Origin of the sequence: Algoriphagus formosus (assembly GCF_002807035.1) — a bacterium.
Classification (GTDB): Bacteria; Bacteroidota; Bacteroidia; order Cytophagales; family Cyclobacteriaceae; genus Algoriphagus; species Algoriphagus formosus.
The window spans coordinates 741,333-754,043 of the sequence record NZ_NIUC01000002.1; the positions used below are offsets into that span (position 1 = coordinate 741,333).

General features: G+C 41.3%; 14 protein-coding genes. 7 read left to right on the forward strand and 7 right to left on the reverse strand.

All coding sequences use genetic code 11. The annotated features are described in order from the left end of the window. Positions 1–64 precede the first annotated feature (64 nt). From dnaJ to CDH51_RS09390, 6 genes are all read right to left on the reverse strand, one after another. On the reverse strand, positions 65–1,174 hold the full coding sequence (gene dnaJ / locus CDH51_RS09365) for a molecular chaperone DnaJ (RefSeq protein ID WP_100628355.1): 1,110 nt from the start codon (positions 1,172–1,174) through the stop codon (positions 65–67). Between the two features lie 5 nt (positions 1,175–1,179). Next, complete coding sequence (locus CDH51_RS09370) at positions 1,180–1,758, reverse strand: nucleotide exchange factor GrpE (protein ID WP_100628356.1); 579 nt, start codon at positions 1,756–1,758, stop codon at positions 1,180–1,182. Between the two features lie 77 nt (positions 1,759–1,835). Next, positions 1,836–2,831, reverse strand: coding sequence for a GTPase ObgE (obgE, locus tag CDH51_RS09375; protein WP_026947963.1), 996 nt, complete (start codon positions 2,829–2,831; stop codon positions 1,836–1,838). A 69-nt stretch (positions 2,832–2,900) separates the two neighbouring features. Then, the gene (locus CDH51_RS09380; RefSeq protein ID WP_026947962.1) at positions 2,901–3,473 is read right to left on the reverse strand and encodes an adenylate kinase; all 573 of its coding nucleotides are present in this window, start codon (positions 3,471–3,473) and stop codon (positions 2,901–2,903) included. Between the two features lie 18 nt (positions 3,474–3,491). Beyond that, entirely contained in the window at positions 3,492–4,025 is a 534-nt protein-coding gene (hpt, locus tag CDH51_RS09385; RefSeq protein WP_100628357.1) for a hypoxanthine phosphoribosyltransferase, read from the reverse strand. 3 nt (positions 4,026–4,028) lie between these two features. Continuing rightward, positions 4,029–4,937: a M20/M25/M40 family metallo-hydrolase gene (locus CDH51_RS09390; RefSeq protein WP_100628358.1), complete on the reverse strand. Its 909-nt coding sequence runs from the start codon at positions 4,935–4,937 to the stop codon at positions 4,029–4,031. A 170-nt stretch (positions 4,938–5,107) separates the two neighbouring features. Between CDH51_RS09390 and CDH51_RS09395 the strand changes: the two genes are divergently transcribed. The 5 genes from CDH51_RS09395 to CDH51_RS09415 all read left to right on the forward strand — a co-directional run bounded on the left by CDH51_RS09395 (position 5,108) and on the right by CDH51_RS09415 (position 9,914). After that, the gene (locus CDH51_RS09395) at positions 5,108–6,394 is read left to right on the forward strand and encodes an OmpA family protein (RefSeq protein ID WP_100628359.1); all 1,287 of its coding nucleotides are present in this window, start codon (positions 5,108–5,110) and stop codon (positions 6,392–6,394) included. Positions 6,395–6,509: 115 nt separating this feature from the next. Beyond that, entirely contained in the window at positions 6,510–7,802 is a 1,293-nt protein-coding gene (locus tag CDH51_RS09400; protein ID WP_100628360.1) for an OmpA family protein, read from the forward strand. A 66-nt stretch (positions 7,803–7,868) separates the two neighbouring features. Beyond that, positions 7,869–8,513 (forward strand): uracil phosphoribosyltransferase, encoded by a 645-nt coding sequence (gene upp, locus CDH51_RS09405; RefSeq protein WP_100628361.1) that lies wholly within the window; start codon positions 7,869–7,871, stop codon positions 8,511–8,513. 4 nt (positions 8,514–8,517) lie between these two features. Continuing rightward, positions 8,518–9,459, forward strand: coding sequence for a calcium/sodium antiporter (locus tag CDH51_RS09410; RefSeq protein WP_100628362.1), 942 nt, complete (start codon positions 8,518–8,520; stop codon positions 9,457–9,459). Continuing rightward, the gene (locus CDH51_RS09415) at positions 9,456–9,914 is read left to right on the forward strand and encodes a hypothetical protein (RefSeq protein WP_100628363.1); all 459 of its coding nucleotides are present in this window, start codon (positions 9,456–9,458) and stop codon (positions 9,912–9,914) included. The genes CDH51_RS09410 and CDH51_RS09415 overlap by 4 nt, the downstream gene beginning before the upstream one ends. On the opposite strand, the gene sdaAA is transcribed toward CDH51_RS09415, so the two are convergent. Further along, the gene (gene sdaAA, locus CDH51_RS09420) at positions 9,903–10,811 is read right to left on the reverse strand and encodes an L-serine ammonia-lyase, iron-sulfur-dependent, subunit alpha (RefSeq protein WP_100628364.1); all 909 of its coding nucleotides are present in this window, start codon (positions 10,809–10,811) and stop codon (positions 9,903–9,905) included. The genes CDH51_RS09415 and sdaAA overlap by 12 nt on opposite strands. 152 nt (positions 10,812–10,963) lie before the next feature. Here sdaAA and CDH51_RS09425 point away from each other — a divergent pair, with 152 nt between their 5' ends. Further along, the gene (locus CDH51_RS09425; protein ID WP_100628365.1) at positions 10,964–11,698 is read left to right on the forward strand and encodes a hypothetical protein; all 735 of its coding nucleotides are present in this window, start codon (positions 10,964–10,966) and stop codon (positions 11,696–11,698) included. 54 nt (positions 11,699–11,752) lie between these two features. After that, on the forward strand, positions 11,753–12,631 hold the full coding sequence (lipA, locus tag CDH51_RS09430) for a lipoyl synthase (protein ID WP_100628366.1): 879 nt from the start codon (positions 11,753–11,755) through the stop codon (positions 12,629–12,631). Positions 12,632–12,711: the final 80 nt, after the last annotated feature.

The following is a 12,711-nucleotide window of genomic DNA, read 5'->3' on the forward strand; positions in this document are numbered from 1 at the left end:
TGAACTTTGAAAAGGTTTTTTAAAAATATAAAAAAAGCCAGAATTGCATCTGGCTTCTTAAATTTTAGAAAAACTCTTTCATCTTATCAAAAAATGACTTTTCCGAATTACCCGGGGCCGGCTTGAAGTTGGGAGACTCTCGCAATGCTTCCAAGGTCTGCTTCTCCTCTTTTGTAAGTTGGGTTGGAGTCCAAACATTGACCATGATCAATTGGTCTCCTCGAGAATAGCCATTGATATCTTTGATCCCTTTTCCTTTCAATCGCAACATCTTACCACTTTGTGTACCTGGCTCGACCTTAATCTTCACCCGACCGTCGATAGTCGGCACTTCTACTGATGCTCCCAAGGCTGCATCTACAAATGAAACATACAGGTCGAAGATGACATTATTGCCATCTCGCTGCAATACCTTGTCCTCAATCTCCTCGATGACAATCAACAGATCTCCAGGGATCCCTCCCGGTATTTCATTACCTTTTGTGGACATGCTGAGCTGCATCCCTTCTGCCACACCACCCGGGATATTGATAGAAATCACTTCTTCCTTTACGATCAATCCTCTAGAGTCAGCCTCAGCGGGTTTTTTATCAACAATCTGACCACTACCTCCACAAACTCCACAAGTGCTGGCAGAGACCATTTGGCCCAACATGGTATTGACCACCTTTTTGATCTGACCTGTTCCTTGGCAAGTAGAACAAGTCTTGAAAGTAACTCCAGGTGCGACTACATGACGCTTCACCTTGATTTTCTTTTCTACACCATTAGCGATTTCCTGCAGGTTCAATTTCAGCTTGACACGTAGATTGGTGCCTTTCTTGGTACGTCGGCCACCACCGCCGCCTCCGCCGAAGAAAGAACCAAATCCTCCTCCGCCGAAAATGTCTCCAAACTGGGAGAAAATATCCTCCATGTTCATTCCGCCACCGCCGAATCCACCATTTCCACCAAGTCCTTGGTGACCAAATTGGTCGTAGCGTTGACGCTTTTCAGGATTGCTCAATACCTCGTAGGCTTCCGCTGCTTCCTTGAATTTTTCTTCAGCTTCAGGATTGTCCGGATTTTTATCTGGGTGATATTGGATGGCCAATTTTCTATATGCCTTTTTGATCTCATCCGCTGATGCGGATTTGCTGACCCCCAATATTTCGTAATAGTCTCTTTTTGCCATGATTTTTATGCTCCTGTTACCACCTTCGCGTACCGAACTACCTTGTCACCTAAGGTATATCCCTTCTCCACTACGTCTATCACTTTACCTTTCATTTCTTCACTTGGCGCTGGTATCTGTGTAATGGCTTCCTGTGTTTCTGCATCGAATGGATGACCAATTTGATCCTCCATGACTTTCAAGCCCTTGGATTCCAAGACCTTTACAAATTTTTGAAAAATCAAATGATTGCCTTCTCTCACCTTTCCTGCATCGGATTCATTTTCAGAGGCTTTGAATGCTCGCTCAAAATCATCCACCACAGGAATAAGATCCCGGAGCACCTCTTCTGAAGCAGTCTTGATCAAATCAAGGCGCTCTTTGGCGTTTCGCTTTCTGAAATTCTCAAAATCTGAATAAAGTCGTAGATATTTATCCTTCATCTCTGCAAGTTCACCCTGCATTTTAGCCAAAGGATCCAAGTTGCTTTCGGGCTCCTTAACGGATTCCTCTTGAGCTACTTCTTTATCTTCTTTAATCTGTTCTTTTTGATCAAGAACCTCCTCGTTTTCTTGCTCGCTCACTTCTTCTTTATTTTTTTTCATTTGAATTCAAACTAAAGTTCAATCTCCCTCTAGCATCAATATGCTTGCCATCACCTCAATTCTGACAATCTGACACATCATTCTGCATGAATGGCCTGCCAAATCATGTCTTTGAGTCGGTCAAGGTTGGTTTGGGTCACGGAGGAAATAAACACTGCAGGTATTCCCTCAGGAATTTCAGCCTGCATTTCCTGCATCAATTCCTCATCTAATAAGTCAGATTTGGAGATTGCCAGCAGACGCTTTTTGTCAAGCAATTCGGGATTATATTTTTCTAATTCTCCCAAAAGAATCTGGTATTCTTTTTTGATCTGATCCGCATCAGCAGGAATAACAAAAAGTAGAATGGAATTTCGCTCAATATGCCTTAAAAATCTAATCCCCAATCCTTTGCCATCTGCGGCACCTTCGATGATTCCAGGAATATCTGCCATCACAAAGGATCGGTCGTCACGATAGGATACCACACCGAGATTTGGGACCAAAGTCGTGAAAGGATAATCCCCAATTTCAGGTTTGGCGGCAGAAACAGCCGAAAGCAAGGTAGACTTCCCGGCATTGGGAAAGCCAACAAGTCCTACGTCTGCCAAAAGCTTAAGCTCTAGAATAATCCACTCCTCTATTCCCTCCTCACCAGGTTGGGCGTAGTGCGGAGCTTGATTGGTTGAAGACTTGAAATGATGATTGCCCAATCCACCTCTTCCTCCTTTGGTTAAGACTACTTCTTGCCCATCTTCCGTTATTTCAAATCGCTTTTCACCTGTCTCGGCATCTTTGGCTACTGTACCGAGCGGCACTTCTAAGATGACATCTTTTCCGTCTGCTCCAGTCCTTCGTCCACCTTCTCCCGACTTCCCGGATTCGGCTATTACATGTTTTTTATATTTCAAATGTAGAAGTGTCCACATTTGGGTATTCCCCCGAAGAATGATATGACCTCCTCTACCACCATCTCCACCGTCAGGTCCTCCTTTGGGCACGTGCTTTTCCCTTCGGAAATGCATGGAGCCTGCCCCACCAGCCCCTGATCGTGAGCAAAACTTTACATAATCGATGAAATTGGACTCTGCCATAATAGAAATAAAAAAGCTAAGCTGATGGCTTAGCTTGTTAGAATCACAAAGGTAAGGAATATCAGGAACTTAATAGCTGTCAATCACTTCACTGATCTGACCAAAGATGCTATCAATTGCCCCTACTCCATTGATATTGGTAAGTTTGTCCTGATTTTGATAGTAAGAAGCAACTGGAAGTGTCTCATCAAGGTAAACCTTTATTCTGGTTTGGATTTTCTGATCATCCTGATCGTCTACTCTTCCGGAAGTTTTTCCTCTTTCTTTGATTCGAGCTTTTAAAACATCCTCAGGTACCTCAAGCGCAATCATTCCGTCGATTTTCATCCCATGTTTGGCTAGCATATCATCAAGTGCTTCTGCCTGAGCAGTAGTTCGAGGAAATCCATCAAAAATGAACCCTTTGGTATCTTGGGTAGATGCAATCTTCTCTTCCACCATTCCGATGACCACCTCATCCGGCACCAATCTTCCCTCATTCATATATTTTTTGGCAAGATTACCTAGCTCTGTCCCTTCACCAAGATGCTTACGAAAAAGGTCCCCAGTAGAAAGGTGGGTGAGACCGTATTTCTCGATGATTTTTTCACTTTGAGTACCTTTTCCCGCTCCCGGAGGGCCAAACAAGACGATATTACGCATCCTTTATTCTTTAAATTTTCAATCAATTACTTGGTAAATATCAGGCAGATTTCGACCTAAGTCATCATAATCCAGCCCATAACCGACGACAAATTTATTCGGAATTTCAAAACCGACATAATCAATCGGGTAATTAAACCGGAAAGCATCTGGTTTATAAAGCAATGCTACTATTGAAACAGAGTTCGGTTTTAGGTCTTCCAGCTCTTTTTTGAGGTGATAAATACTGTTACCTGTGTCAACTATATCTTCTACAATAAGAATATCCCTTCCTTCAAGTTTTTCCTTTATTGAAAGGGAAATTTGAGGTTTGCCAGTGGAATGAAATCCTTCATAGGACTGTAGTCTTATAAAAGACACCTCTAATGGAAGGTCTATCGCTCTCGATAAATCAGCCATAAAAACAAAGCAACCTTTCAATACTCCAAGTAATACGGGATCTTTTCTTTCAAAATCTTTTTTTATCTGAGCTCCCAGAGAAGAAACTCTGGACTCAATCTCTTCTTTGGTCAGAAATATTTCAAAAGATTTATCATGGATTTTCTTACTCATATATTAAAGGTGTTTCATTAAATATTGGTGCATTTCAATCATTGAGTCCAAATCCGCAAGGGAGACTTTCTCATCCGGGGAATGAACATTTTCCTCAGCCGCTCCTACGAAGCACCAATCTATTGGATAAGGAGAAAATTGGATTTCTCTTCCATCACTTCCTCCTGAGGCCTCTACCTCCAACTGAAAAGGTATTTTACTTTCCGTAGCTAAAGCAATTACGCGGTCGATGAATTTTCTTCGAGGAATGTATCGGTCCCGGATGGAAATAGCTACGCCCTCGTGAGGGACTACCCCTTCAGTCACCCAAGTAATATCCGCTATCAGAGCCTGTCGAATGGGGTGATTTTCTTGGATAAACTTAAGAAGAAAGGGCATACTTCCTCCACCGTGTTCTTCATAAGTACTAAATACGACCCATCCATGTTCTAAATTTTCGCAAACCTGCAATGCTGTATAAAGCCCAAGTCTATTATCTAGATACGCAGCTTGAATATATTCCCCATCCACTCGGATATTCTGAGCGAAGGATAAATAAGTGCCCGGTTGAATGGGACGTTGGAAATCGTGAAAGAGGGAATCATCCTCAACTTTTAATCGACACTCAATCGGACCCAATTCATCTTCTCCAATCAAGAGCATCCCGTCTTCAGTTTCAGGTCCACCCACTGGAATTAATTGATTTTCATACCGGGTCATAAACCCTATTGTATCCATATGCGCAAAAAGCGCTGTTCTAGGATTTCCAAATTTCAATAAGATACAATCGTGGAAATCTTCCCCAGAATAAATTTGCGGGCAAACTTTCCAGTCATTCTTTCGTTGTTGTATCGTATCTAAAAGGAATTGGGCGATTTGGGATTCGTTTCCCGAAACACTTGATTGTTTTAAAAGATGATGCAAAATTTTCATTCTGGCATAAATTATGTTACATTTTCATTAATATTTAAAAAAATCTATTGTAATATTTATTTCCTTAATTGGGAATTAAATAATTCATCTAGATTTGCAGTAAGTTAAAAGTTTATAAATTTGTACTCACATCAATCAAACACTTAAAATTTGGACAAAAATTTTTTGTTATGAAAAAACTAATACTCTCAACATTAATGGCAGGTGCTTTAGCTATTGGAGCTAATGCACAGGAATTCGACAAGTGGTCGGTAGAAGTTGGAGGTGGCTTTAACAAGCCAATGGCTCCGCTTAATCGAAACTTCTTGTCTCCTACCCTAAACCTAGGCCACATCGAATTTGGCGCCCGGTACATGTTCAACGAAAAGTTCGGTCTTAAGCTTGACTACGGATTTGGATCTATGCGTGAAGCGCGTGGTGCTGATTCCCAAAGCCAAGAGTTTGACACGAAGTATTTCAGATTGAATATGCAGGGTGTTGCTAATGTGGGAAGAATCATGAATTTTGAATCTTTCTCAAGATCATTCGGTCTTCTTCTTCACGGTGGAGCGGGTATTGGTCTTGTTAACCCAGAAATGAACACTTTCAACGATTTTGATGACAATGTTTACACATTGATCTTCGGAATCACACCACAGTTGAAGCTTTCTAAAAACATTGCTTTAGTAGGTGATATTTCAACTATCCTTAATGGTCGTCAGACTGTTACTTGGGATGGTTCTGAAGCTATCAGACCTGACATCAACAATGGATTCTACGGCGCTAACGGTACTTGGTGGACAGGTACTCTTGGTCTGAATTTCTACCTTGGATCTAATGACGAGCATGCTGATTGGTATATCGCTGCTGACAAATATGCTACCAAAGAAGAGCTTGCTTCTCAGATCAATGGAATCAAAGATATGTTGAAGGACTCTGACGGAGACGGTGTTCCAGATTATTTGGACAAAGAACCAAATACTCCAGCAGGTGCTCGTGTAAATTCTTTCGGAACAACTCTTGACTCTGATGGTGATGGAACTCCAGATCATATGGACAACTGTCCATTCCAGCCAGGTCCTGCTTCTACAAACGGATGTCCTGTAGTGGAAGAAAGAGAAGAAGTTGATTACTTGAAGAAAGCTATCAATGATGGGTACGTAAACGTATTTTATGCATTCGACAGTGCTAAGCCGCTTGGCTACTCTGTAAGTGCTGCTAATTATGTAGCTAACTTCCTAAAGAGAAATCCTGGAGTAAGTGTTGAAATCAAAGGATATGCTGATGAGCTAGGTCCAGAAGATTACAACATGAAGCTTTCTGAAAGAAGAGCAAAAGCAGTATATGACCTAATGGTTGCTGCTGGAGTAGATGCTTCAAGATTGTCTTACAAAGGATACGGCGAAGATACTAGCGTAGACAAGTCATCTGCTGATGCTCGTCAAATGGCGAGAAGAGCTTCTTTCGAAGTAAAATAATCAGAAAAATACTCTCAGAAACCCACATGGAAACATGTGGGTTTTTTTGTTTTAACTCAAATGAATAAAAATCCATATTTTTGAAAAATCATCCTACTCAATCAATAATATCAAAATGAAAAAACGTTTCCTAACCATCTTAATGTTGGTCGGTACTTGTTTGGCGTCAGTTGCCCAACAAGACTTCAATCGATGGTCACTTGAGGTAGATGCAGGCTTCAATAAGTCTATGTCCCCACTATCTAGAAATTATCTTTCACCCACCTTAAATATCGGGCATGTGAATCTTGGAGCCCGCTATATGTTTAATGAGTATTTTGGGGTAAAAGGGGATTTAGGTTTTGGAAGTTTTTCGGAAGCTAAGGGAGTAAGTCTACCTTTTGATACTGATTATGTTCGGGTAGACCTCCAAGGCGTAGCCAACTTTGGCAGAATGCTAAGCTTCGAGTCTTTCGCACCAAAGCTTGGATTCCTAGGGCATCTTGGTGCTGGATTTGGAAGAATGACTTTTGACGAGGGAGCTTTACCTTCTGAACCTGACTATCACTACAATATTATTTCTGGATTGACCGCTCAATATCGTATCAGTTCAAGGATTGCCCTCAAAGGGGATATTTCAATGATTGTTAACGGGCGACAGACCTATACTTTTGACGGCCGCATGTTTAATGCTCCATTTCAACCTATTGTTCCTGAAAACCCATTTGTCCATGCAACGGGAGTCTGGTGGACGGGTACTTTTGGGGTGAATGTATACTTAGGTTCTAAGGAAGAACATGCTGATTGGTACATTGCTGCTGACCGTTACGCCACGAAAGAGGAACTTGCCTCTCAAATCGGAGAAATTAAAGATATGCTCAAGGATTCTGATGGAGACGGGATTCCTGACTACTTAGACAAAGAGCCAAATACTCCTGCAAATGCACGTGTGAACTCTTCAGGAATTACGCTGGATTCAGATGGAGACGGATTAGCAGATCATGAGGACAACTGTCCATTCCTTCCAGGTCCATCAGCGAACCAAGGATGCCCGATTGAAGAAATCAGCAAACCCATCGATTACCTTCGAAAGGCTATTGACGATCAATTTGTAAACGTATACTTTGGATTCGACTCAGCCAAACCGCTTCAGTATTCGGTATCTGCAGCTCAGTTTGTATCAAATTTCCTGAAAAAGAATCCAGGGATTTCACTGGAAATAATGGGCTATGCAGATGAACTAGGCTCAGAAGATTATAATATTAAACTTTCTGAAAAAAGAGCTAAAGCTGTTTACGACTTGCTGATTGCCTCAGGAATCGATAGTAGCCGACTCAGCTATAAGGGCTACGGAGAAGATACAAGCGTCGATAAAAATTCTGAAGACGCAAGACAGATGGCCCGAAGGGTTTCATTTAACCTGAATTAAAAAAAGATCATAGATTCAAAAACCCAGCTTTCTCCTAAGCTGGGTTTTTTCTTTTAAATTCGCTCTATGTTTGTTTTATCAGAGACACCTTCCATTGCCTCTCAATTTCTTTCAGAATTAAGAGACAGAAATATTCAAACTGATTCAATGCGGTTTCGAACTAATTTGAGAAGGTTGGGTAATATTTTAGCTTATGAACTTTCCAAAAACCTGGAATATAAAGTAGTAGAAATTGAAACCCCTTTAATGAAAACCAACGTATTGCAACTCGATGAGCAAGTCGTTTTGGTTTCAGTACTTAGAGCCTCCTTACCTTTCTATCAGGGTTTTTTGGATTTTTTTGATAAGGCAGAGAATGGATTTATCGGTGCTTATAGACAGGAAGGAAAAAAAGATGATCTTGAAATAAGCCTAGGTTATTATGCCAGTCCAAACCTTGAAGGGAAAACTCTGGTAATCGTGGATCCAATGCTTGCCACAGGAAAATCCTTCATCAAATCTCTTGAAAGCCTATTCATCAACGGTAAACCCAGGAAAATCCACATCGCGGCTGTAGTTGCTGCACCTGAAGGGTTAGCTCACATCAAAGAAAACTTATCTATCCCTCATCAAGTTTGGATAGGAGCACTGGATCAGGGCTTGAATGAGCAAGCATATATACTACCTGGTCTAGGTGATGCCGGAGACTTAGCTTTCGGCCCAAAACTTTAAAATCATGACTGAATATTTGCTATTAATAGCAGGACTTGCCATTCTTTTATTAGGCGGGAAATTCTTGGTAGATGGTGCCTCGGGAATTGCTGTCAAGCTAGGAATGAGTGCTGGGCTGATTGGTCTGACGATTGTAGCCTTTGGAACTTCAGCACCTGAACTTTTGGTGAGTATCAATGCCGCTTTGAAAGGAAATAGCGATATATCCATAGGAAATGTGGTAGGATCAAATATTGCCAATCTAGGTCTAGTCTTAGGACTTAGCGGACTCTTCTACCCAACCAAAATCACCAAACGACATATTCGATTCGAATACTTGATTACATTGATTGTCACTGGTGTTTTTTATCTCGTGAGTGTAAATGGAATGGTAGACCGCTGGGAGGGAATCGCCATGTTCACTGCCTTTGTCAGCTTCAATATTTACCTCTTTTGGTTGGAAAAAAAAGGAGTAGTGAAGGAATCCAAAGAGGTAGAAGAGGAAATAGAACAAGTCAAAAATTTCCCTTGGTGGAAAGCTATCCTTTTCTTTTTCGGAGGTATTATAGGTTTGTATTTTGGATCAGACCTTCTAGTAGAAAATGCAGTTTTGATCTCACGTAATTTTGGAGTCTCTGAACGGGTGATAGGCGTGACTATCATAGCCATTGGTACAAGCCTTCCGGAATTGATCACCTCAATCATGGCCGCATTGGCCAAGGAAACGGATATGGCCCTAGGAAATATCTTAGGGAGTAATATTATGAATATCCTTTCCATCATTGGTATTACTGCCATAATTGAACCCATAAGCGTAGCTGATGAGTTTATCCGAGTTGATTTTTGGTGGATGATTGGAATTACAGTTTTATTATTCCCATTGATCAAAACCAAAATGCAGATTTCAAAATTTGAAGGAAGTATCCTCTTCTTGACCTATTTGGCATACATGTTTTTCCTTCTATGAAAGAGTCAATTATCAGCCTTCTAGGAATCTACTTCCTTTCTTATTTCAAATTCATTGCCGGTCCTGTACTAGCACCTGCTGCCGGGTTTGGGGTGGTGACCACTATCTTAGTAACAGTGGCAGGAATGATGTCCAGCGTTTTGATTTTTACGCTTTTAGGAAAAAAGTTTAAAGAGAAACTCCTATTACGCATCAGAAAGAAAAAACCAATTTTTACCCCAAAAAATAGAAAGATCGTAACCTTATGGAAAAAATACGGTGAAATTGGAATTGCCTTCCTGACGCCACTGATTTTCACTCCGATCGGAGGAACTTTGATCTTGGTCTCTTTCGGTTCCAAAAAACGACAGATCTATTTCCACATGCTCTGGAGTGCTATTTTTTGGGCTACAGTATTTAGTCTGAGCATCGATCAAATTCTAGAAATTCCGTTTTTCAAAAGCCTAATCGGGTAACTCCTCATCTGGTAAAATTTCAATATCTTGGATCAATACGCGCTCAGCAATTTGCTGACCGGTCAGTGTGGCAGCCAAGCCTCCAAGAGCGGTTTCCTTGTAGCGACTTTCCATTGAAGCCCCAATCTCTCCCATAGCCTCTACGCACTCATCTACAGGAATCACAGCTGATACCTGTGCCAAGGCAATTTGAGCTGAGCTAAAAGCAATACTAGCAGCACTAGCATTTCTGACCACACAAGGGACTTCCACTAGCCCTGCTACAGGGTCACAGACTAGGCCTAGCATACATTGTATAGTGATAGCTACTGCATTAAAAACTTGGTCTAAAGAACCTCCCAAACAGTAAACTATCGCACCTGAAGCCATTGCTGCGGCAGAGCCAGTTTCTGCTTGACAACCTCCTACAGCACCTGCCAAACTCGCTTTTTGCTCAATAATCAAAGCAATTCCTGCACCTACCAAAAGGCCCTCTGCAATCTTTTCATCAGATAATCCGTGAATCTCCTGAAGTGTAACCATTGTTCCAGGTAAGATCCCGGATGCTCCTGCGGTCGGTGCTGCGACTACCCTCCCCATACAAGAGTTCACTTCCTTTGCAGCTAAGGCTCGACTGATTAATTTTTGAAATTCTGGAGATAGTACCGTCAGGGGATGATTGAAAACCTTTTTGGCCCCATTATCTATCATTCCGGACCTCGACTTCATATCTTTTTCAAGTCCGGTATGAACTGCTTCCTTCATCACTTGATAGGCTTGAAGCAGGCCATCCTGAATTTTTTCCGGCGTTGCTCCTTTTTGCTCACATTCGTATTCAATGACGGATTGAGGCAATGAAATATCCTTTTCTTCACAGTAGGACTTCCATTCCCGAAAGCTGTTGAATAAAAAACACATAGAAATTTGGGTTTATTGGGTCTAGGAATCTAGAATTACCTGATTAATACACAGATTAAAATTCCAGATAGGCACTTTTTATCACGAGTCTAAACTCTTACTTTTAATTTTCAGTTAAATAGATAACCAAAAATAGGTTAATAATAGCTCACATGATATCAGTACGTATAAAATTCATTTTGGCTCTCTTTTTTGCAGCTTCCTTTACAGAAGTTTTAGCGCAACGAGAAGATGCCGGCAATTATGAATACGATAAAGAGTTCATTTTTGGGCTAAATAAAAATACCAATGGTGGTCTGATTGGAGGCCTGATGTTTAAAGTTGGTACAAGGATATCTGATGAACAGTTCAGCTTCTTCGCTGTAGAGCTAGCCAATGTCAAGAATCCCAAAGAAGTTCGCTACAATACTGTATTAGGCAATAGTTACATCTTTGGGAAATCCAATTATCTGTACTCCATAAGACCGCAATATGGACGGGAAGTGATTCTCTTCCGAAAAGCACCAAATCAAGGAGTGCAAGTCTCTGCCCTTGCTGCAGTTGGTCCAAGTATTGGTTTGATTGCCCCGTATTACATTGAATATGCAGTAAATAGACTGGAAACAGTAAGAGAACAATATAACCCTGAAGTACATCAAAGCCGATTTAATATTCTAGGAACAGGACGATTGTTCGAAGGCCTCGGAGAATCTCAACTTGCAATAGGAGCTAATGCAAAAGCAGCCATTAATCTTGAATTTGGAGTCTTTAGAAGCAATGTCACCGGCTTGGAACTAGGATACATGATTGAAGGTTTTAACAAAGAAATTCCATTGATACCCACTGCTGAAAATCGTCAGTTTTTCCAAGCTGCCTATTTCACCTTCTATTACGGATTCCGAAAATAGACTGGTGGTATTTCCCGGAATAAAATTTAATTTTGACCCTGAAAATCCAATAGAATGATAGAATTACCCGTAATATCCGAGGAATCAACTCGCAGAAAAAAGCCTAATTGGCTGAGAGTCAAGCTTCCTGTGGGTAAGGAGTATGCCAAAGTTCGCAAACTTGTCGATCAACATAAACTTCACACGATTTGCGAAAGTGGAAACTGTCCCAACATGGGTGAGTGTTGGGGTGCTGGTACTGCTACCTTTATGATTTTAGGAAATGTATGTACCCGATCTTGTTCCTTCTGTGCTGTCGCGACAGGTAGACCGCCTGAGTATGATGAAGACGAGCCAAGAAGGGTGGCTGAGGCCATCAAATTGATGGGGGTCAAGCATGCAGTGATCACCTCAGTCAATCGAGATGAGCGTAAAGATCGCGGTGCCGAAATTTGGTATCAGACAGTCGTACAGACCAAAGAGCTTTCTCCAGAAACAACCATAGAAACACTTATTCCCGATGTCAAGGCAAACTGGGACGCATTATATCGAATGATCAGTGCAGGACAGGAAGTCGTTTCTCATAATATGGAAACGGTGGAAAGTCTCTACAGAAGAGTAAGACCTCAGGCTAAATACAATCGTTCTTTGGAGCAGATTAAATTGACCAAAGAGTATGGAAAACGAACCAAGACTGGTATCATGCTAGGCCTTGGAGAAACCAAAGATGAGGTTTACAAAGCTATGGATGACTTGGTAGCCCATGGATGTGATATCCTGACATTAGGACAATACCTCCAACCTACCAAAATGCATATTGAAGTTGCAGAATTCATTCATCCGGATCTTTTTGATCACTATCGTGAGGAAGGATTGAAGAGAGGATTAAAATATGTGGAGTCAGGCCCACTTGTCCGATCCTCCTATCATGCCGAGCGGCATGTAAATGTTTAAAAAACCAAAAGCCATCTTTTCAGATGGCTTTTTTTATGTTATCAGTATAAATTCCCGCTATTCCGCAAGTAAGAAAAAAG

What these genes read in the sequence shown, in the direction of transcription:
- sdaAA (WP_100628364.1), bottom strand. Translation starts at nt 10,811, where the DNA reads ATGTGTTTTTTATTCAACAGCTTTCGGGAATGGAAGTCCTACTGTGAA.
- CDH51_RS09370 (WP_100628356.1), bottom strand. Translation starts at nt 1,758, where the DNA reads ATGAAAAAAAATAAAGAAGAAGTGAGCGAGCAAGAAAACGAGGAGGTT.
- CDH51_RS09380 (WP_026947962.1), bottom strand. Translation starts at nt 3,473, where the DNA reads ATGCGTAATATCGTCTTGTTTGGCCCTCCGGGAGCGGGAAAAGGTACT.
- CDH51_RS09390 (WP_100628358.1), bottom strand. Translation starts at nt 4,937, where the DNA reads ATGAAAATTTTGCATCATCTTTTAAAACAATCAAGTGTTTCGGGAAAC.
- CDH51_RS09410 (WP_100628362.1), top strand. Translation starts at nt 8,518, where the DNA reads ATGACTGAATATTTGCTATTAATAGCAGGACTTGCCATTCTTTTATTA.
- lipA (WP_100628366.1), top strand. Translation starts at nt 11,753, where the DNA reads ATGATAGAATTACCCGTAATATCCGAGGAATCAACTCGCAGAAAAAAG.
- upp (WP_100628361.1), top strand. Translation starts at nt 7,869, where the DNA reads ATGTTTGTTTTATCAGAGACACCTTCCATTGCCTCTCAATTTCTTTCA.
- CDH51_RS09425 (WP_100628365.1), top strand. Translation starts at nt 10,964, where the DNA reads ATGATATCAGTACGTATAAAATTCATTTTGGCTCTCTTTTTTGCAGCT.
- CDH51_RS09395 (WP_100628359.1), top strand. Translation starts at nt 5,108, where the DNA reads ATGAAAAAACTAATACTCTCAACATTAATGGCAGGTGCTTTAGCTATT.
- hpt (WP_100628357.1), bottom strand. Translation starts at nt 4,025, where the DNA reads ATGAGTAAGAAAATCCATGATAAATCTTTTGAAATATTTCTGACCAAA.
- CDH51_RS09400 (WP_100628360.1), top strand. Translation starts at nt 6,510, where the DNA reads ATGAAAAAACGTTTCCTAACCATCTTAATGTTGGTCGGTACTTGTTTG.
- CDH51_RS09415 (WP_100628363.1), top strand. Translation starts at nt 9,456, where the DNA reads ATGAAAGAGTCAATTATCAGCCTTCTAGGAATCTACTTCCTTTCTTAT.
- obgE (WP_026947963.1), bottom strand. Translation starts at nt 2,831, where the DNA reads ATGGCAGAGTCCAATTTCATCGATTATGTAAAGTTTTGCTCACGATCA.
- dnaJ (WP_100628355.1), bottom strand. Translation starts at nt 1,174, where the DNA reads ATGGCAAAAAGAGACTATTACGAAATATTGGGGGTCAGCAAATCCGCA.